Raw genomic sequence first — 19,490 nt, 5'->3', positions numbered from 1 at the left:
AAGAGCGTATGATGACATTGAAATCAACCTTGGCCGATCGAGCGCGCCCGGTCGCGGAACAGCCTCTGAGCCATGCTGGCGTGGATCGAACATCGATCGGAAAACTGGTCCGCGAATTCTACGCAAAAGTCAGGAACGATGAACGTCTGGGGCCGATATTCGCGCGCGAAATCATCGGTGATTGGGAGCCGCATCTCGAGAAAATGACGGACTTCTGGTGTTCCGTCATCCTGAAGAGCGGCGACTACCACGGACGCCCCGTGCCGGCTCACTTGAAGCTCAAGGATGTCACCGAAGCCGATTTCGATGTCTGGCTGGCCCTGTTCCGCCAAACGACCGCCGAACTCTTCGCCCCGGAAACAGCCGCGGTGTTTGTCGACAGAGCCGAGCGCATCGCGACAAGCCTGAAATTGGCGATGTTCTTTCGCCTCGCTCCCGCCGCGACGGTCGGTGATAAATAGCGCAGGTAGCGGCGAAAACTCGGCGGATCGCCTCAAGCTCGAAAGGCTGGCGTCAGGTTTTGATTTTGCGCAAGGAAAGCCTCCATAGAAATTCTAGTTTCCTTGCATGATTCTCAACCTCTTCCTCGGCACGATCGTCATAAGCCTGACGGTCTTGATTCACACCTTTGGCCTCATTGCAGTGACCCGAGCGATGGGGCATCTGGTGGCGCGATTCCGCATGCATGGCCGACGAAGCCGGGTTGTCGCAATGATCAGCGTGGTGATGGGTCTTTTTGCCGTCATGACCGCGGAAGTGTGGTTGTGGGCAGGAGTGTATCGCCTGCTTGGAGTCCTGCCCGACTTCGAGACCGCGCTCTACTTCTCCACCATCACCTTCTCGACCGTTGGCTATGGCGACGTCGTGCCGGCCCATGACTGGCGCGTTCTGGCGGCCCTGGAGGGCGTCAACGGGTTTCTGCTCATTGGCTGGTCGACCGCGTATCTGATCGCGGCCGGCACCCGAATCGGCCCCTTCAAGACCGGCGAGCATTTCTGACCCGGCCGGCGCTCAGACCGCCACCGAATGCCTGGCTTTGCCGGTTTCGAAATATTTGTCGAACCTGGCCGCTATACTGCGGACAAAGGAACGATTTTCCACTGGCACCCTAAAACTGTCGCCATCGAGTTCCAGCAACCGAGCCGGATCCCGAAGCGCAATGGAACTCGCCTGGAGCAGAAGCTTCTGGCCGGTTTCGCCGAAGCGTTCGATCAGATCGATCGCCGAGAAGGCGAAATCGCACATCAGCCGCTCGATGATCCAGCCGCGAACACGGTCATCATCGGACAACTCGATGCCGCGCACGACAGCCAGGCCTCCCTGCTCCACCATGCGTCCGTATTCGGCGGTCGCCGGCATGTTCTGTGCATAACCCTGGCGAAACTGGCTGATCGATGACGGGCCGAGGCCGATCAGTGTCTCACAGCGATCCACGGTGTAGCCTTGGAAGTTCCGGTGCAAGGTTCCGGTGCGTGCAGCAACGGCCAGCGCATCATCGGATCTGGCGAAATGATCGAAGCCCACGGCTTGATATCCGGCCTTCAGCATAAGGCTGGCGGCAATTTGCGCCTGAGCGAAGCGTTCCATCGAGTCCGGCAGCCACGCCTCATCGATCATTGTCTGATGTTTTTTGAACCAGGGGACATGGGCGTAGCCGAACAGCGCCATCCTGTCCGGCTCCAGGGTCAAGGCCTGCGACACCGTGGAGGAAATGCCCTCCCTGGTCTGGTGCGGCAAGCCATAGAGCAGGTCCAGGTTGACAGACGCAACGCCATGCGAACGAACCCCGTCGACGACAGCCTTTGTCTGCAGGAAGCTTTGCTCGCGGTTGATCGCCTTCTGCACCTTCGGATCGAAGTCCTGCACGCCGAGGCTCGCCCGCGTCATGCCGATCTCGGCGAGCGCGTCGAGGCGTGCCTCGTCCATGTCGTTCGGATCGATCTCGACGCTGATGCCGGCGTTCGGAAGAAAATCGAAGCTGCCGCGCAAGACGGTTCCGAGTGCCACCATATCCTCGGGCTTCAGCATGGTGGGCGAACCGCCGCCGAAATGTACGGCGCGGACATGGCCCCTGCCGCTGACGAGGCCGCCGACTGTTGCGATCTCCGCATGCAGCGAGCGGAGATAGGCAGTCACCGGCTCGTAGTGTCGGGTCTGCTTGGTATGACACGCACAAAACCAGCAGAGCCGATCGCAGTAGGGGATGTGCAGGTAGAGCGAAATCTCCTCACCGCCTTCAATCGCTTCCAACCAGCCTCGCTGGACGGCAGCGTCGACGCCCGCGTGGAAATGCGGCGCTGTCGGGTAACTGGTATAGCGCGGCACATTCTCGCTCAGCCTGGCAGCCAATTCCTGTTGCATGTCGCCTTCCATCTCTTTTTGCGGGATAAATCTGGCCGCAGCGGCGTGCCGATGCCTTGATTTCGGTCAAAGCCCCCACGGACAAACTGCCGCAAGGCTTTTCCTGAGGCCGATGCTATCTTCCCCGCACGTGGAATCCTTCGGACAATCATGATGACAGTGCGCCAGGACGTTCACAGTGCCGGCATTCCCGTGCTTTGCCAATCTTGCGAAGCGCGGCACCGCGGCGTCTGCGGCGCGCTCGATTCCGACCAGCTTGTCGGGCTCGCCAAGACCTCGTCGCGGCACAAGATCGAGCCGGGAGTCGAACTGATTGGCGACGCCGAGACCGTCGACAGCTATTCGAACGTGCTCTCAGGCGTGGTGAAGCTGACAAAAAGCCTTTCGGACGGCCGCCAGCAGATTGTCGGTCTTCAGTTTGCACCAGACTTCCTGGGAAGGCCGTTCAAGGCGGAAAGTGCGATCAACGCGGAGGCGGCGACGAACGTCTCCCTGTGCTCGTTCCCGAAGACAGCCATCGAACGAATGATGAAGGAATCGCCGGAGCTCGAGCATCGCCTGCTCAGGCAGACACTGAACGAACTCGACGAGGCGCGCGAATGGATGGTGACGCTGGGGCGCAAGACCGCGTCGGAGAAGGTGGCGAGCTTCCTCCTGATGATCGCCAGGAACATCGATCCCACGGCCGACCCGGCCGCCAGCTCGGCGACCTTCGACCTGCCGCTGACACGCGCCGATATCGCGGATTTCCTCGGCCTGACAATCGAGACGGTGAGCCGTCAGCTGACCAGGCTGCGAACCGAGGATGTGATCCGGATCGACAACAACCGCCATGTGACAGTGGACAGCCTTGCACGGTTGGAGCAACGCTCCGGCGCCTAGAGCCGGATGATTTGAGGGTCAAGTCGAGCTGAAATCTGAATCCGGCTCTAAATCAAAGAGATAGAGCATGATGTCGTCTGAAAACCACCTCACACCTTTCGGCATCATGCTTTAAGGTGTGTTGAGATTCAGGTCAGGCTGAGTCGAAAATGACGGTTTCCGAGAACCGGAGCGGAGCGTACTCAAAGTACGTGAGCACCGGAAGCGTAGGAAATCGCCATTTGCAGGCCAGCCTCACCTGAATATCAACACGCATTAGGCTGCGTCAACGATTCCGATCATCGGCAAGACATGCTCGCGCTCAAATGCTATGTGCCGGCGCAGGTTCTCGAACAGGCCGCGCAGCATGAAACCGACGGCTTCGGGGTTCTCGACAGTCTTGCCGTGGCCGATCGCCAATAGAATTTCAGTCACCTCGCCGGCAAAGCATTCGTCTTCTACATGCTCGGCTCGCAATCGCCGGGTTGAGGCAAGGTTCGCATTACTACCGACCGCGGCCTCCTCGTAGGCAGGGAAGATGATCGTCTCCTCGTACTGATGAATGCTGCGCAAAAGCGGCACGACCGCGTTGGCGGTGCGCAGGCACGTCAGACGGTCGACGCCTGGCAACGCGTCGGCGATTCTTTCCAGAGCGTCGCAGAGCCTCAGTTTCTCGTCATGCGCGCGCTTCATCACGGCCGCCGGGACTGCCTCCATGGTAGGTCGGTCAGTTGGCATCGAATTCTCTCGGCGTGTCTCGAATAGCGACGATCCCCGCTCTTTCTCTCCGTTCAACTGATCCCTCCGTTCAACCAACAGGCAACCTCCTGACTGTTTGCGAGCCCAACGCTGCCCAATCTGAAAGTAGCGGGCTTTGACTTGGATCAAGGCGGCAACGAAGCAACTGCGGAATTGGTGTCGCGGCGGATTGGTGTTCGCAGATTGGAATTCAACGTCGGGGACATGTCATGAGATTTGGCACGGAAATCGCCGTTCTAGGCTTGCTCACATTCGCGGCGCTGGCGGCAGCCGGCTTTGGTGTGGACGAACCTTTCCGGCAGCATATGTGGGTGCTGTTCTTTGTGTTGCTCGGCTTTGTTGCCGTCCTTATTCGCAACACGGACTTCAAAACGGCCGCCCCGGTCGACCCTTCCGCCTATATGGATGGACCAATCCGCTACGGCGCCATCGCCACCATGTTCTGGGGTGTCGTCGGCATGCTTGTCGGCGTGGTCATCGCGCTGCAGCTTGCCTACCCGGACCTCAACATCGAGCCATGGTTCAATCTCGGCCGGCTGCGGCCACTGCATACTTCCGGCGTCGTTTTCGCCTTCGGCGGCAATGCGCTCATCTGCACGTCCATGTATGTCGTGCAGCGCACCAGCCGCGCCCGGCTGTTCGGCGGCAATCTCGCCTGGTTCGTATTCTGGGGCTATCAGCTCTTCATCGTCATGGCTGCGACCGGCTACCTGCTCGGCATAACCGAGAGCCGCGAATACGCCGAGCCCGAATGGTATGTGGATATATGGCTGACCATCGTCTGGGTCGCCTACCTCGTGCTGTTCCTCGGCACCATCCTGAAGCGCAAGGAACCGCATATCTACGTCGCCAATTGGTTCTACCTGTCCTTCATCGTGACCATCGCGATGCTGCATGTCGTCAATAACCTGTCGATGCCCGTTTCTCTCCTGGGCTCGAAGAGCTACTCGGCGTTCTCCGGCGTACAGGACGCCTTGACGCAATGGTGGTACGGCCACAATGCCGTCGGTTTCTTCCTCACAGCCGGCTTCCTCGGCATGATGTATTACTTCGTGCCCAAGCAGGTGAACCGGCCGGTCTATTCCTACCGCCTCTCGATCATCCATTTCTGGGCGCTGATCTTCCTCTACATCTGGGCAGGTCCGCACCACCTCCATTACACCGCCCTGCCCGACTGGGCGCAGACGCTCGGCATGGTGTTTTCGATCATGCTTTGGATGCCCTCGTGGGGAGGCATGATCAACGGCCTGATGACGCTGTCCGGCGCCTGGGACAAGCTGCGCACCGATCCGATCGTTCGCATGATGGTGATGGCAATCGCCTTCTACGGCATGTCGACCTTCGAAGGCCCGATGATGTCGATCAAGGCGGTCAATTCGCTATCGCACTACACGGACTGGACCATCGGGCATGTCCATTCCGGCGCGCTCGGCTGGGTAGGCATGATCTCGTTCGGCGCGATCTATTACATGGTGCCGAAGCTCTGGAACCGTGAGCGCCTCTATTCGCTGCGGCTCGTCACCTGGCACTTCTGGCTGGCGACGCTGGGGATCGTCGTCTACGCCGCGGTGATGTGGGTCTCCGGCATTATGCAGGGCCTGATGTGGCGCGAGTACGACGAGCAGGGCTTCCTGGTCTACTCCTTCGCCGAGACCGTGGCCGCCATGCATCCCTACTACGTCATGCGAGCGGCGGGTGGCGCGATGTATCTTGCCGGCGCCCTGATCATGGCCTGGAACATCACCATGACCATCCTCGGCTACCAGCGCGAGGAGGAGCCGATGCCGGGCGCCATCCCCGCCCTTCAGCCTGCACAATAAGGAGCCAGACAATGGGCTTGATGGACAAACACGCGATCATCGAGAAGAACGCCACGCTTCTTCTCGTTGGCTCCCTCCTGGTGGTGACGGTCGGCGGTATCGTCGAAATCGCACCGCTCTTCTATCTCGACAACACGATCGAGAAGGTCGAAGGCATGCGGCCCTATTCGCCGCTCGAACTCGCCGGACGCAACATCTATGTGCGTGAGGGCTGCTACCTCTGCCACAGCCAGATGATCAGGCCGTTCCGCGACGAGGTCGAACGCTACGGTCACTACAGCCTGGCGGCCGAGTCGATGTACGATCACCCGTTCCAGTGGGGATCGAAGCGCACGGGGCCGGACCTCGCCAGGGTCGGTGATCGCTACTCGAATGAGTGGCACGTGCAGCATCTTGCAGAGCCGCGCTCGGTGGTGCCGGAATCGATCATGCCGAGCTATGCCTTCCTCAAGGACGCGCCGGTCGAGGTGAAGGATTTCTCGACGCACCTGATCGCAAACAGGCGCGTCGGCGTCCCCTACTCCGACGACATGATCGCTGACGCCGGAGCTGATCTGATGGCGCAGGCCGATCCCGCCGCCGACACATCGGGGGTGGAGGCCCGCTATCCGAAAGCCAAGCTCGGCGACTTCGACGGCAACCCGCAACAGGTCACCGAGATGGACGCCCTGGTCGCCTATCTGCAGATGCTCGGCACGCTGGTCGATTTCAAGACCTACGACGAAGCCGCGGGCTACCGCTGAGGAGAATGACGATGGACTACAATCTGATGAGGGAGTTTGCCGACAGTTGGGCGTTGCTCGCCATGGCGCTTTTCTTCGTCGGCGTAATCGCCTTCGCATTCCGCCCCGGCAGCCGCAAGCAGGCCGACGAGGCCGCCCGGATCCCTCTCAAGGACGACTGATCATGAGCAACGAGCATATAGACGAAGTGTCGGGCGTCTCCACCACCGGCCACGAGTGGGACGGTATCAAGGAACTCAACAACCCGCTTCCGCGCTGGTGGGTCTGGACGTTCTACATCACCATTGTCTGGGCGATCGGCTACACCATCGCCTATCCGGCATGGCCGATGCTGACTTCGACGACCAAGGGCGTGCTCGGCTATTCGAGCCGCAACGATGTCAAGAACGAGCTTGCCGCGGCCGAACTCGCCAAGGCCGAATATGCCGCGGCGGTAGAGTCGAAAACCGTCTCGGAGATTGCAGGCGACGACGCGTTGCGCGAATTCGCTGTTGCCGCCGGCAGCGCTTCGTACAAGGTCAATTGCGTGCAGTGCCACGCCTCCGGTGCCCAGGGATCCAAGGGCTTTCCCAACCTCAACGACGACGACTGGTTGTGGGGCGGCAGTGCCGAGCAGATCCAGCAAACGATCACCCACGGCATCCGCTTCGCATCCGACCCGGATACGCGCCTGTCGGAAATGCCGGCTTTTGGCGAGATCATTACCGGCGACCAGATCGCACAGGCCAGCACCTATGTCGCCAGTCTGTCAGGCCCGGTTCAAGATGCAAAACTGGTCGAGCCCGGCGCCCAGGTTTTCGCGGAAAACTGCGTGGCCTGCCATGGCGATAATGCAAAAGGCAACAAGGAGCTCGGCGCGCCCGATCTGACCGATGCGATCTGGCTCTACGGATCCGGCGAAACAGCCATCGCCGCGCAGATCCGCGCACCCAAACACGGCGTGATGCCGGCCTGGTTCGAACGTCTAGGCGAGACCAGGGTCAAGGAACTGGCAGTCTACATTCATTCGCTTGGAGGTGGAGAATAGAAGCGGGGGTCTATTCTCGGCCCTCCGCCGTCCAAGCGACGAGGCCCGGCCTGCCCGGGCCTCGACTGCATTCCGGCGTCCGGCGATTGACTTGCATCAACGCGGCGCAGTCCGCCCTGTAGCAAGGCTTGTCCAACGCGGCATTTCGCGCACCGGCCGAAGAACAAAGTCCGACCGCGCGCCCCGAAAACCATAAGCCGCGCGACTGGAGATGCTCGTGCTGGACAATACGCAGATAGAACGGCTTGAAGCCGAGGCGGTCAACTCCGCCAGGATCCGCCAGCCGCTATATGCCGCGCGCAAGAAGGTCTTCCCCAAGCGTGCCTCGGGCAGTTTTCGCCGCTTCAAGTGGCTGGTGATGGCGATCACGCTGGGCATCTACTATCTGACGCCGTGGCTGCGCTGGGATCGAGGTCCGTTTGCCCCCGATCAGGCCGTGTTGATCGATCTTGCCAACCGCCGCTTCTACTTCTTCTTCATCGAGATCTGGCCGCAGGAATTCTACTACGTGGCCGGCCTTCTCGTCATGGCCGGCGTCGGCCTTTTCCTGGTCACATCCACGGTTGGCAGAGCCTGGTGCGGCTATACCTGCCCGCAGACCGTATGGGTCGATCTGTTTCTGGTTGTGGAGCGCGCGATCGAGGGAGATCGCAACGCCCGCATGAAGCTCGACGCCGGACCCTGGACCGCGCGCAAGCTCGTGCTGCGCATATCGAAACACGCCATCTGGCTGGTCATCGCGGCTGCCACCGGTGGCGCCTGGATCTTCTATTTCGCCGATGCGCCGACGCTGATTGGCGAGGTCTTCACCGGCACCGCAGCGCCCGTCGCCTACATCACCATCGCGGTGCTGACAGCAACCACCTACACATTCGGCGGGCTGATGCGCGAGCAGGTCTGCACCTATATGTGCCCGTGGCCGCGTATCCAGGCGGCCATGCTCGACGAGAATTCGCTCACCGTGACCTACAATGACTGGCGCGGCGAACCTCGGTCGCGTCATGCCAAGAAGGTCCAGGCCGCGGGGCAGCCGGTCGGAGACTGCGTCGATTGCAATGCCTGTGTCGCGGTCTGCCCGATGGGGATCGACATTCGCGATGGCCAGCAGCTCGAATGTATCACTTGCGCGCTGTGCATCGATGCCTGCGACGGCGTCATGGACAAGCTCGGCAAGGAGCGCGGGCTGATCTCCTACGCGACGCTGTCCGATTACAACGTCAACATGGCGGTGGCGACCGCAGGCGGCTCCTGCTCGGTGAACCCGTCGCTCGTCCGGACCGACGGCGGTGCTTTCTCCGACAAACTGGCCCATTTCCATATCCGCAAGATATTTCGGCTGCGCACCTTCATCTATATGGGCGCATGGTCGGCGATCGGACTCGCGCTGGTCTATTCGCTGCTGACCCGTGACCGGCTCGAGGTCAACGTCCTGCACGATCGCAACCCGCAATTCGTCACGTTGTCGGACGGTTCGATCCGCAACGGCTACACCGTCAAACTGCTCAACATGATCCCCGAGCCCAGGACGATCATCGTCACGATGCAGGGATTGCAGGGAGCTGAAATGAACGTCGTTGGCGTCGACCTTCCGGCTGATCGGTCCTTCGCCATTGCGGTCGAACCCGACCGGCTGAAGACGCTGAAGGTTTTCGTGCGCCAGCCGGCGGACCAGGTCGGAAGCGCAACGCAAACATTCAAATTCCGCGTCGAGGACAAGGCGAGTTTCGAAACGGACGAATACACGGCCACCTTCAACGCACCGGAGATCGCCAGATGAGCGCCAGTACGCAAAAACCCCGCGAATTCACCGGCCGGCACATGTTGGTCATCATCCTCACCTTTTTCGGTGTGGTCATCGCGGTCAATCTGACGATGGCGACACTCGCCAGCACGAGCTGGACCGGCCTTGTCGTCGAGAACACCTATGTGGCCAGCCAGCAATTCAACCGAAAGGCCGAGGAAGGGCGCGCCCAGGCGGCGCTCGGCTGGACCGGCAAACTCACGATCGCATGGGGCGAGGTCCGCTACGGCCTCAGCGATGCGGCAGGCAAGCCCGTTTCGTTGCATGGCGTCAAGGTGCTGTTTCGTCATCCCGCCTACGAGGCCGCGGACAAGGCTGTCCCTCTCGCCCCTGCCTCGGGCCAGGAATTCGCCGCGCAGCACACGCCAAGGGACGGCGTCTGGATCGTCGAAGTCGACGCCGATGCCGGTCTCGCCGAACCCTATCGTGATGTCCGTAGAATCATGATTTCACATGGAGCGCTGCAATGAGCTGTTGTGCACCGGGCGCTGAAATGGCGCTGGCTTTGAACGGGAGCAAAGCTGCCCTCCCCTCAAGCCAGGAAATAAGGTTGGCGAGCCGCGCGCTTGGCGGCGACCTGCGCCAGACCGATCTCTCGGTGCCGGCTGTGCATTGCGCTGCCTGCATCCAGACGATCGAGACGGCGCTCGGAAAGCTCGGTCGTGTCGAAGGCGCTCGCGTCAACCTGTCGACGAAACGGGTCTCGGTCCGGTGGCGCGGTGACGAGGTTCCGCCATTCGTTGCCACGCTGGGGCGGTTGGGCTACGACGCGCACCTTTTTGACCCCGAGGCTGATGGCAAGGACAAGACGCTCTCGGAACTGATCCGCGCCGTCGCCGTCGCCGGCTTTGCCGCGGGCAACATCATGCTGCTTTCGGTCTCGGTCTGGTCCGGCGCTGAAGGCGCGACCCGCGACCTGTTTCATTGGGTCTCGGCGCTGATCGCCATCCCCGCGCTCGCCTTCGCCGGCGGCATCTACTTCCGCTCGGCCTGGAATGCGCTACGCCACGGCCGCATGAACATGGATGTGCCCATCGCGGTGGGCGTCTCGCTCGCCTATGCCATGAGCCTCTATGAGACGATCAACCACGGCGAGCACGCCTATTTCGACGCGTCGGTGTCGCTGCTGTTCTTCCTGCTGATCGGCCGCACTCTGGATCACGTGATGCGGGAGCGCGCACGGACCGCGGTGAACGGCCTGGCGCGGCTGGCGGCGCGCGGCGCCATGGTGCTGCGCGATGACGGCACACGCGACTACCTGCCGGTCGGCGAGATCGAACCAGGCATGCAACTGCTGATCGCGACCGGCGACAGGATCCCCGTCGATGGCAGAATCGTGCGGGGGGCGTCGGATCTCGACTGTTCGCTCGTCTCCGGCGAGAGCACGCCCAGAAGCGTAGCGCCGGGCGATATGGTGCAGGCTGGCGTGCTCAACCTTACCGGCCCGCTTTCGCTGGAAGTGACGGCGGCCGCAAAGGATTCGTTCCTGGCCGAAATGGTTCGGCTGATGGAAGCCGCCGAAGGCGGTCGCGCGCGCTACCGCCGGATCGCCGATCGCGTTTCGGCGCTTTATGCCCCGGTGGTTCATCTCACCGCCTTCGTGACGTTCCTTGGCTGGATGGCGGCAACCGGCGACTGGCATCGTGCGGTGACGATTGCCATCGCCGTTCTCATCATCACATGCCCCTGCGCGCTCGGCCTTGCCGTGCCGATTGTGCAGGTGGTCGCGGCGCGCCGCCTCTTCGAAGCAGGTGTGATGGTCAAGGACGGCTCGGCCCTGGAGCGCCTGGCAGCGATAGACACGGCCGTGTTCGACAAGACCGGCACCCTGACGCTCGGCCAGCCCCGGCTGGTCAACGCCTCCTCCGCCGATCCGGCGATGCTGGCGATCGCAGCCGACTTGGCCGCGCACTCCCGTCACCCGTTCTCAAAGGCCATAGCCGCCTTCGCGGGATCTGCCAGACAACCGAAGCTGGAGACCGTCAGCGAGCACCCGGGTCTCGGCATCGAGGCCACGACCGGCGGCAGCACTTGGCGTCTTGGCCGGCGCGGTTGGGCCGGGTGGAAAGCCCGGACCGGTGACGAAAGCAAGTTTGGCGGTCATGGCGGGACGGTGCTCTCGAGGAATGGGATGATCGTCGCATCCTTCACCTTCGAGGACGCGACGCGCTCCGATGCCAAGGCGGCGGTTCGTCAACTGAAGGACGCCGGTCTGTCGGTCGAGATGCTGTCCGGTGATGTCGCCAATGCCTGCGGCGAAGTTGCCGGGATGCTGGATATCGGGAGCTTCGTTCCGGCGCTGCTCCCCTCCGGCAAGGTCGAGCACATCGAAGCGCTGACCAGGGCGGGGCACAGGGTTCTGATGGTTGGCGACGGGCTCAACGACACGCCCGCGCTGGGCGCGGCGCACGTGTCGTTCGCCCCCGCCACCGCAGCCGATATCGGGCGCAACGCCGCCGATTTCGTCTTCCTGCGTGAAAGCCTCCTTGCGGTGCCCCTGGCCCTCGACATCTCGCGAAAGGCCGGACAGCTGATACGCCAGAACCTTGCCATCGCGGTCATCTACAATGCCGTTGCCGTGCCGATCGCCATTCTCGGCCATGTCACGCCGCTGATCGCGGCGATCGCGATGTCCGCCTCCTCGCTGCTGGTCATTGGAAACGCGCTGCGGCTGCAAGCGCTTGGGCCGCACACTCAAGCAAGAAGCACTGCGCCCGACAGGCGCTCCGGTATCGACGCACTGGCACAATCCTCATGACGACGCTCGCTTACCTCATACCTGTGGCTCTGTTCCTCGGAGCGCTTGGGCTGGTTGGGTTCCTGTGGGCCCTGAGGAGCGGTCAATATGAGGATCTCGACGGAGCGGCGGAGCGGATTCTGATCGATCGGGACGACAAGGCGGACCAGCTTTGACACCCTTCGCAGGTTAACGCCGCCTGTCGGCACGCCATTGGCGGGTTTGTCGGGTTTGGTTGATCCAGATCAAGGTTTTTGCCTCGTCGGCGCGATCTTCTTTGAACAGTCTTTCAAGGAGAACGAACGTGCCCATGGACAGTCTGGTCGTCACTATCGCAGTCTTGACGGGTTTTGGGTTTTTCATGGTTGTGCTCGGCTACGCTTCCTTCGATGAATCGCGACGTCATCGAACGCCTCGGCGATCGGCCTGGGTCGAGACCGACACCAAGAATGACCATGCCTGAAGGTCAGCCGAGTCGAAAGCCTGACGGACCGTATACCAGGTGACGGCCGGTGATCAGCGGAACTTCGAGGAAGGGTCCGCTATCGTTGAGTCCCTGCTTCGGGTGCCCGGCGACATAGGGATGTGCCTTCAGCACGGTCTGCCAAATGGTCGGAAAATCCACGCCCTTGCCGCGTGCGGCGTTGCACTCCCTCACAAGTTTGGAAATCACGTCGGCCAAGTGGGGATGCCCCTTTCGATAAATTCTTGTTTTCCGATGACTCCTACGATCCCTCCCCGATGCATTTGATTCAGATCAAATGTCTCATAAATTCTCCCGCGCCGGTGATTTCACCCCCGCTCAAGACTGGCCAACATGATGCAATCAACAGACGCCTCGGATAGCATTTTCATTCGCATCGGCGGCAGTCCGGCGATCCGTGCCCTGACGGCGGCGCCGCTCTATCATGCCACGAACATGCTCGTGAAACTCTACACGGACGAGCACCCGGTGGCGCGGCTAGCCAGACATGTGGGGCTTCGCCTCGGCCAGAGCCTTCCCTTTGTCCGCCAAGGCATTTCAGCTGTCCTGAGGCGATGAAGCCGCAGCCACGATGGCGCAGCAGCCTCGAGGCAGCTACCTCGGCATGCCGCTGGATCCGGAAATGATTCAGATCAAGGCACGTCGCGCGCAAGAGCTCAATAAACGACCGGGAGATATCCGAGGAGGTAGTCATGCAAGCCGCAGCCATAATGACCGCACCGGTCATTGGAATAGAACCGTCTGCGCCGATCGCCGACGCGGCGGGGTTGATGCTGTCGAGAAGGATCAGCGGTCTGCCCGTCATTCGCGGTGACGGCACGTTGGCGGGCATTGTCAGCGAGAGCGACTTCCTGCGCCGGGGAGAACTGGGCACTGAGCGCAAGCGCTCTCGCTGGCTGGAGTTTCTTGTCAGCCCCGGAAGAGCCGCTGATGAATATGTTCGGGCCAACGGACGCCGTGTCGAGGAGGTGATGACGGCGGATGTCGTCACGATGTCGCCCGGCGCACCGCTGACCGAGATTGTGGAACTCATGAGGCGCCATCATGTCAAACGCATTCCCGTCGTCGACGATGGCAAAGTTGTCGGCATCGTCACCCGCTCCGACCTTCTGCGCGCATTGCTGAGCGTCTTGCCCGGATCGGCCCCCGCAACCGCTGACGACGAACAGATTCGGCAGAATATCCTTGCCGAGCTTGCGACGCGGAAATGGGCCGGCAAGGACATGATCAACGTCGTCGTCGACAAAGGGATGGTCGAACTGAACGGCGCCGTCTTCGATGAACGCGAGCGTCAGGCGGCAATCGTCGCCGCCGAAAACGTTGCTGGCGTAAGGGCCGTGAAAGACAGCCTCTTCTGCGCCGCGCCGCTGTCGGTCATCCTGGTTTCCTAACAACGCAACGACCAGTTCGACCTTGTCGATGCGACCTCTGGGGCCGGATGATTTCAGGTCAAGTCGACCTGAAATTTGAATCCGGCTCTAAATCAAAGAGATAGAGCATGATGTCGTTTGAAAACCGCTTCACACTTTTCGGCATCATGTCTTAGCTCGACGCCTATCGTCCACCAGCGGCGTGCTGCAGCCGCGCGATCAGGTCGCGGTTCCGGCAATAATCCGGTGGGTTGTCGGCTTGCTGGTGTTCGTCGAGCCAGGTCGTGCAATCGTCCTGATGGCCGCAGGAGCGGCAGCGGTCCGATGCACGATTGGTGACGGCCACATGATCCGCCACGACCTTCAATTGTCTGTCGACGCCGAGCCTCTGCATCATGCGGCCCATCAAAACGGTCCTGGCATCAACTGAAATCAGATAGTCGAGAAAGCTCATGTCGGTCACTCCCGTTCGCGACCATCATTGCCACGTTGGCGACCGCCGCATTGATCTCGGTCAACATGTGCCTCGCCCGGGAGCATCAATCTGGCGAGCGACCGCAGGTTTCGGACTTGAAATTCCCGATTTGATTCGCGGTCAATACGACATGAAGCGACTGATGCCGGTGTCTTCAATCAGCGTGCGCGTGACGCCGCCGAACGCCCACTCCCGCAGGCGACTATGGCCGTAGGCACCGGAAACGACCAGGTCGGCACGGATCGAGCGCGCGAATGCCAAAAGCTTGTCGCCGTCAGCCTCGCCGGGGATCAGTTCGGTTCGCGCCATGATGCCATGATGTTCGAGATAGACCGCGACGTCGGCGAGGCTGTCGCGGATGCTTTCGCCGCGGTCGGTATCCATGGCGGCAACGACGACCTCGTTTGCCCCGGCCAGGAAAGGCAATGCATCCGCTATCGCCCGTCGCCCCCATTCGCTTGAGATCGAAGACGGAACCAGGCCTTCCGCTGAAGAGGATCGAAATGCGTGAGGAGTTGCATTCACCACCACCCAATGCCTTGATGTGAGCCAAAGGATCCGCCAATTGCATCCCGAGACTTCGGCCTCGATCCGTTTTGCGCGTGCGGTAAGAAGTGATAATTGGCCTTTGTTGCAGCCGTGTCTAACCCGGGGACCTCAGGTGAGCCAAAACGAAGCGCCTATCTTGTCGGCCGGCTGGACGATGCTGAAATCGATGTTGTCCCAAATGTTCGAGCAGGCGCCAGGCTTCATGGCCTTGCTGAGCGAACCCGGCCACGTCTTCGAATTGACCAATGCAGCCTATCAACGGCTGATCGGACAAAGACAGTTGATTGGAAAATCGGCGCAGGAGGCGCTGCCGGAACTGGAGGGCCAAGGTTTCTTTGAACAGTTGGACCGCGTGTACGACACCGGCGAACCCTATGTCGGCCGTGGCATCAAAATCATGCTTCGCAATGTTCATGGCGCAGCCGCCGAGGAGCGCATCCTGGACTTCGTCTATCAGCCGATCAGAGCCGAGGATGGGAGTATCGCCGCCATCTTTGTCCAGGGCACGGATGTCAGCGACTTGTCCTTCGCCAACGCCGCGCTCCTGTCGCGCGAAGACCATCTGCGTTCGATCCTGGCGACAGTGCCCGACGCGATGGTCGTCATCGACGAACAGGGCCGCATCCAATCCTTCAGCACGGCCGCGGAGATGCTGTTCGGTTACAAGTCCGGTGAAGTCATAGGTCAAAATGTCAGCCTGCTGATGCCGGCGCCCTATCGCGAGGAGCATGACGCCTACCTGCACCGCTATCTGACGACCGGAGAGCGCCGGATCATCGGACTTGGTCGTACCGTCACGGGAATGCGCAAGGATGGTTCCACCTTTCCCATGGAGCTCTCCGTCGGCGAGATGCATCCGGGAACCGGACGCTTCTTTACCGGCTTCTGCCGCGACCTGACCGAACGCCACCGGGCGGAAGCGAGAATCCAGGAGCAGCAGCAGGAGCTTCTGCACATGGCGCGGTTTACCGCGCTCGGTGAAATGGCCTCGACATTGGCGCATGAGATCAACCAACCGCTCACCGCCATCACAAATTACCTGAAAGGCAGCCGCCGCCTTCTCGAGAAGAGCACGGAAGAGAACGCGCCGATGCTGCGAGATGCTGTGGAGAAGGCAGCCGAGCAGGCTTTGCGAGCCGGGGATGTCATTCGTCACCTCAGGGATTTCGTTGCCCGGGGCGAAAGCGAGCGCCAGGTCGAACGCCTGCCGGCGCTGATCGAGGAAGCTTCGGCTCTGGCCCTGGTTGGTGCACGAGAGATTAATGTCCGTGTCAGCTATACGCTCGATCCCGCCGCCGAACTGGTCTTGACCGATCGCATCCAAATTCAGCAGGTGCTGCTCAACCTTATGCGTAACGCGGTTGAGGCCATGCAAGAAGCACCACGCCGTGAGTTGCACGTGACGACCGTCGCCCGCGACGATGGAATGGCCGAAGTGAGCGTGATCGATACCGGCACTGGCCTTGCGCCCGAGGTCTCGGCCCAGCTTTTCCAGCCGTTCGTCACCACCAAGAAACAAGGAATGGGTGTCGGTCTGTCAATTTGCCGTACCATCGTCGAATCGCATGGCGGTCACATCTGGGCCGAGGCAACGCCTGCCGGAGGAACTGCCTTCCGGTTCACGTTGCGCATTGTGGAGAGGGAAGAGGTCGCCAATGGCCGGGAATGATCTTGTGCACGTGGTTGACGACGACGTGGACGTTCGCAAGTCGCTGGGTTTTCTGCTGGCGACGGCCGACTTTGCCGTACGCCTGCATGAATCGGCGACAGCGTTTCTGTCAACGGCGATGAGCAATATCGAAGGTTGCATCGTCACCGATGTGCGCATGCCCGGCATAGATGGCATCGAGTTGCTGCGTCAGCTCAGGGCCCGCGGCCATTCGGTTCCGGTCATTGTCATGACCGGTCATGCCGATGTGGCGCTGGCCGTTCAGGCGATGAAGGAAGGTGCCGCCGATTTCATCGAAAAGCCGTTTGACGACGACATCCTGATCGACGCGATCCGCTCCGCGCTGGCCGGTCGCAATCAGACGGCCGCAACGCATCCGCAGTCGGCGGAGATACGTGCCCGTTTGGCGACGCTGTCGGAGCGGGAGACGCAGGTGCTGGACGGGCTCGTGTCGGGCCTGCCGAACAAGACGATCGCCTACGATTTGGGGATCAGCCCGCGCACGGTCGAGATCCACCGCGCCAATGTCATGAGCAAGATGGGCGCAAGCAGCCTGTCGCATCTCGTGCGCATGGCGCTGATCGTGGAAGCCAAGGCCTAGAGCATGGTGCCGAAAAGTGCGAGGCGGTTTTCGGACGACATCATGCTCTATCTCTTTGATTTAGAGCCGGATTCAGATTTCAGGTCGACTTGACCGGAAATCATCCGGCTCTAGGGACTTTCCGTCTTCGATTGAATCGTTTTGCGCTCGTTTGCCTGGATGCTCGCCTGCGACGAGTCGCGCCAATGCGTCGGGCGGACGTCGACTCGGGCGCCGGTTACGGCATTCCTCCAGCCTTGCAGGTCCTTTACACAAGCAAACACGAGCGCATGCTCCCCGTCTTCGTCGAAGACGGCCAGCTCGAGATCGCGACCAGACGGAGCGCTTAGGATTGGCTTCCACATCCGGTCATGATCTTCGCAAACGGCAAGCCGCGCCTTGATTTACATCATTTTCAATAGCTGCCGGACCGCAGTGCGGACGCCATCCGCTAGACGTCCGGAAAAGCCAGGTCATTTGGCTGTGTAGCCACCGTCCACGAGATGATAGCTGCCGGTGATGAAGCTGGCCTCGGCGGAGAGCAGGAAGCAAGTCAGTGCCGAAACTTCCTCTGGTGTTCCCAGGCGGCCAATTGGATGCAAGGCAGCAAGCTGTCCAATCGTGTCGGCATCCAGGTTCTTCGTCAGCAGGGGCGTATCGATGAAGGCTGGCCCAACCGCGTTAATCCGAATGTTCTGCGCGGCATATTCCATGGCAGCCGTCTTCGTCAGCCCAATGAGGGCGTGCTTGGTCGAGACATAGGCACAGGCATTTTGCCAACCGACCGAGCCGAGAATGGACGACATGTTGACGATCGCCCCACCGCCCGATTTCAGCATGGCCGCGATCTCATATTTCAGACCGTAGAAGACGCCGTTGAGGTTGACGTCGATGATTTTCTGCCAGTCATCGAGGGGGTAGTTGGCTGTCGCCTCGCTGGGCCCGCCGATGCCGGCATTGTTCACGGCGAGGTGGAGCCCGCCAAAGGTCTCGACTGCGAACGCCACCATCTGCTCGACCGAGCGCGGATCGACGACATCGACCTGACAGGCACGCGCATTGCCAAGTGTCGAAGCGATTTTGGTGACCGTTGTTTCTGCAGTCGCCATATCGACGTCGGCGGCGACGACATGCGCTCCGCGAGCCGCCAACTCGATCGCGATCGCGGCGCCGATTCCTGACCTGGCTCCCGTTACGATCGCGGTCTTGTCTTTGAAATCATTCATCATTTCACCCCGCCGATTGCCGCCATTCTAATCATGGTTGCTGCAGGCTGCCGATATACGTGATGATTGCCTCGATCTGATCGGGGCTCGCAATCCACTCGGGCATGTCGGGATGCCCGGTCGAAATGCCCTCAGCGAAAGCCTCCTCGAGATCAGCAACCGGATAGCGCTTTGACAAGGTGCGAAAGGCAGGGGCGTCAGGATGGCTGCTCTTGTCGGTTTTTCCGATGGCGTGGCAGCGGGCGCAATTGACTTCCACCAACGCCCTTCCATGTTCCGTCAGGCTATCGGCGGGGGCTGGCGGCACAAGACCAAGCAACATCGCTGCAAGCACGGAAACCTGCAGACGACGACACCTGTGACTGCCACTGTCCATACAGGTGTTCATGGTTGCAGGCCTCCGCATTTCGATCTGATCTACGTGACGGTCTTGGCCGCTACGTCCTCGATCGCGGTTCTGGCATCCTTGCGCACGCGCCTGGCCGTTTCCGAAGCGAGCTTGGAGGTCAGTGCCGCCACCTTGCCGGCTTCGATGGCGTATTCCGATGCCGCATTCTGCAGGAAGGTAGAGAAAACGTCGAAGGCGTCATTGAACTCGGAGCCGGCAATGAGATCCTCGGCCAGCTTCACATCCTGCTCACAACGATGTTTCAGAAACGCCAGCGTTTCGATGTGATAGCGCATCATCGCCTTGAAAGCGTGCGCCTGAGTGAATGCCGCAGCGAAGACAAGCTTCTGTACATTCTGCGGCGTCGGCGCGGATACCAGGCCGAATTGGAAAGGCTCGAGATTGATTTGCATGTAAATCTCCTTGTGAGCGGCGCGAACTGCAGGCTAATGCTACCGCCAATAGCCGTCGCGTTGTTGATCAAGATCAACGGACTCACAATCCTTGCCAGGGATAGGTATCATCCCGACTTGGATGCAGCGTTTGACACGCATCAAGGCCCTTGCTCCTTTTTCGTGGCCGGCTCGTCTCGACCCCAAGAGGGTCTGCAATGATGGCTTTCAAGACGATCGTGGCAATT

22 protein-coding genes and 1 pseudogene are annotated in these 19,490 nt (G+C 60.8%); 15 read left to right on the top strand and 8 right to left on the bottom strand.

Going from position 1 to position 19,490, the window contains the following annotated elements; all coding sequences use genetic code 11:
* Positions 1–11 precede the first annotated feature (11 nt).
* Both AC0L2H_RS09930 and AC0L2H_RS09925 read left to right on the top strand, forming a co-directional pair.
* Entirely contained in the window at positions 12–461 is a 450-nt protein-coding gene (locus AC0L2H_RS09930) for a group III truncated hemoglobin (protein ID WP_473590363.1), read from the top strand.
* Between the two features lie 106 nt (positions 462–567).
* Entirely contained in the window at positions 568–999 is a 432-nt protein-coding gene (locus AC0L2H_RS09925; RefSeq protein ID WP_473590030.1) for a potassium channel family protein, read from the top strand.
* A 12-nt stretch (positions 1,000–1,011) separates the two neighbouring features.
* Here AC0L2H_RS09925 and hemN read toward each other — a convergent pair whose 3' ends face one another.
* Entirely contained in the window at positions 1,012–2,361 is a 1,350-nt protein-coding gene (gene hemN / locus AC0L2H_RS09920; RefSeq protein ID WP_473590029.1) for an oxygen-independent coproporphyrinogen III oxidase, read from the bottom strand.
* 153 nt (positions 2,362–2,514) lie between these two features.
* Between hemN and AC0L2H_RS09915 the strand changes: the two genes are divergently transcribed.
* On the top strand, positions 2,515–3,243 hold the full coding sequence (locus tag AC0L2H_RS09915; RefSeq protein ID WP_473590028.1) for a Crp/Fnr family transcriptional regulator: 729 nt from the start codon (positions 2,515–2,517) through the stop codon (positions 3,241–3,243).
* A gap of 255 nt (positions 3,244–3,498) precedes the next feature.
* On the opposite strand, the gene AC0L2H_RS09910 is transcribed toward AC0L2H_RS09915, so the two are convergent.
* A complete protein-coding gene (locus AC0L2H_RS09910; protein WP_473590362.1) occupies positions 3,499–3,915 on the bottom strand; it encodes a hemerythrin domain-containing protein in 417 nt (138 codons plus the stop codon).
* 275 nt (positions 3,916–4,190) lie between these two features.
* On the opposite strand from AC0L2H_RS09910, the gene ccoN reads away from it, so the two are divergent.
* The 8 genes from ccoN to ccoS all read left to right on the top strand — a co-directional run bounded on the left by ccoN (position 4,191) and on the right by ccoS (position 12,285).
* Complete coding sequence (ccoN, locus tag AC0L2H_RS09905) at positions 4,191–5,801, top strand: cytochrome-c oxidase, cbb3-type subunit I (protein ID WP_473590027.1); 1,611 nt, start codon at positions 4,191–4,193, stop codon at positions 5,799–5,801.
* A gap of 11 nt (positions 5,802–5,812) precedes the next feature.
* Complete coding sequence (ccoO, locus tag AC0L2H_RS09900; RefSeq protein WP_473590026.1) at positions 5,813–6,544, top strand: cytochrome-c oxidase, cbb3-type subunit II; 732 nt, start codon at positions 5,813–5,815, stop codon at positions 6,542–6,544.
* 11 nt (positions 6,545–6,555) lie between these two features.
* On the top strand, positions 6,556–6,705 hold the full coding sequence (locus AC0L2H_RS09895) for a cbb3-type cytochrome c oxidase subunit 3 (protein ID WP_097571450.1): 150 nt from the start codon (positions 6,556–6,558) through the stop codon (positions 6,703–6,705).
* A 2-nt stretch (positions 6,706–6,707) separates the two neighbouring features.
* A complete protein-coding gene (gene ccoP, locus AC0L2H_RS09890) occupies positions 6,708–7,571 on the top strand; it encodes a cytochrome-c oxidase, cbb3-type subunit III (RefSeq protein ID WP_473590025.1) in 864 nt (287 codons plus the stop codon).
* Positions 7,572–7,782: 211 nt separating this feature from the next.
* Positions 7,783–9,348, top strand: a complete 1,566-nt coding sequence (gene ccoG / locus AC0L2H_RS09885) for a cytochrome c oxidase accessory protein CcoG (RefSeq protein ID WP_473590024.1) — start codon at positions 7,783–7,785, stop codon at positions 9,346–9,348.
* The gene (locus AC0L2H_RS09880; RefSeq protein ID WP_473590023.1) at positions 9,345–9,842 is read left to right on the top strand and encodes a FixH family protein; all 498 of its coding nucleotides are present in this window, start codon (positions 9,345–9,347) and stop codon (positions 9,840–9,842) included. Before ccoG ends, AC0L2H_RS09880 begins: the two co-directional genes overlap by 4 nt.
* Positions 9,839–12,130 carry a cation-translocating P-type ATPase gene (locus AC0L2H_RS09875; RefSeq protein ID WP_473590022.1) on the top strand — a complete coding sequence of 764 codons (2,292 nt, stop codon included), beginning with the start codon at positions 9,839–9,841 and terminating at the stop codon, positions 12,128–12,130. Before AC0L2H_RS09880 ends, AC0L2H_RS09875 begins: the two co-directional genes overlap by 4 nt.
* Positions 12,127–12,285 (top strand): cbb3-type cytochrome oxidase assembly protein CcoS, encoded by a 159-nt coding sequence (gene ccoS / locus AC0L2H_RS09870; protein WP_473590021.1) that lies wholly within the window; start codon positions 12,127–12,129, stop codon positions 12,283–12,285. Before AC0L2H_RS09875 ends, ccoS begins: the two co-directional genes overlap by 4 nt.
* A gap of 290 nt (positions 12,286–12,575) precedes the next feature.
* Here the strand turns inward: ccoS and AC0L2H_RS09865 are convergent, their stop codons facing one another.
* Entirely contained in the window at positions 12,576–12,791 is a 216-nt protein-coding gene (locus tag AC0L2H_RS09865) for a hypothetical protein (protein WP_473590020.1), read from the bottom strand.
* Positions 12,792–12,926: 135 nt separating this feature from the next.
* On the opposite strand from AC0L2H_RS09865, the gene AC0L2H_RS09860 reads away from it, so the two are divergent.
* A complete protein-coding gene (locus tag AC0L2H_RS09860; RefSeq protein WP_473590019.1) occupies positions 12,927–13,151 on the top strand; it encodes a hypothetical protein in 225 nt (74 codons plus the stop codon).
* Between the two features lie 134 nt (positions 13,152–13,285).
* The gene (locus AC0L2H_RS09855; RefSeq protein WP_473590018.1) at positions 13,286–13,984 is read left to right on the top strand and encodes a CBS domain-containing protein; all 699 of its coding nucleotides are present in this window, start codon (positions 13,286–13,288) and stop codon (positions 13,982–13,984) included.
* Between the two features lie 163 nt (positions 13,985–14,147).
* On the opposite strand, the gene AC0L2H_RS09850 is transcribed toward AC0L2H_RS09855, so the two are convergent.
* A complete protein-coding gene (locus AC0L2H_RS09850; protein ID WP_473590017.1) occupies positions 14,148–14,417 on the bottom strand; it encodes a DUF6455 family protein in 270 nt (89 codons plus the stop codon).
* 141 nt (positions 14,418–14,558) lie between these two features.
* Positions 14,559–14,888 (bottom strand): annotated as a pseudogene (locus tag AC0L2H_RS09845) (universal stress protein); the annotation flags it as partial.
* A gap of 253 nt (positions 14,889–15,141) precedes the next feature.
* Here AC0L2H_RS09845 and AC0L2H_RS09840 point away from each other — a divergent pair.
* Complete coding sequence (locus AC0L2H_RS09840; RefSeq protein WP_473590361.1) at positions 15,142–16,656, top strand: PAS domain S-box protein; 1,515 nt, start codon at positions 15,142–15,144, stop codon at positions 16,654–16,656.
* Positions 16,643–17,257 carry a response regulator FixJ gene (gene fixJ / locus AC0L2H_RS09835; RefSeq protein WP_473590016.1) on the top strand — a complete coding sequence of 205 codons (615 nt, stop codon included), beginning with the start codon at positions 16,643–16,645 and terminating at the stop codon, positions 17,255–17,257. Before AC0L2H_RS09840 ends, fixJ begins: the two co-directional genes overlap by 14 nt.
* 452 nt (positions 17,258–17,709) lie before the next feature.
* Here fixJ and AC0L2H_RS09830 read toward each other — a convergent pair whose 3' ends face one another.
* The 3 genes from AC0L2H_RS09830 to AC0L2H_RS09820 form a co-directional block, all read right to left on the bottom strand.
* Positions 17,710–18,465 carry an SDR family NAD(P)-dependent oxidoreductase gene (locus tag AC0L2H_RS09830; RefSeq protein ID WP_473590015.1) on the bottom strand — a complete coding sequence of 252 codons (756 nt, stop codon included), beginning with the start codon at positions 18,463–18,465 and terminating at the stop codon, positions 17,710–17,712.
* A gap of 28 nt (positions 18,466–18,493) precedes the next feature.
* Positions 18,494–18,784 carry a c-type cytochrome gene (locus tag AC0L2H_RS09825; protein ID WP_473590360.1) on the bottom strand — a complete coding sequence of 97 codons (291 nt, stop codon included), beginning with the start codon at positions 18,782–18,784 and terminating at the stop codon, positions 18,494–18,496.
* A gap of 95 nt (positions 18,785–18,879) precedes the next feature.
* On the bottom strand, positions 18,880–19,263 hold the full coding sequence (locus AC0L2H_RS09820) for a phasin family protein (RefSeq protein WP_473590014.1): 384 nt from the start codon (positions 19,261–19,263) through the stop codon (positions 18,880–18,882).
* Between the last annotated feature and the right edge of the window lie 227 nt (positions 19,264–19,490).

Source organism: Mesorhizobium sp. WSM4871, from assembly GCF_055811295.1.
The sequence above is the reverse complement of the archived record's forward strand: the minus strand, read 5'-3'. Positions and strand labels throughout refer to the sequence as shown.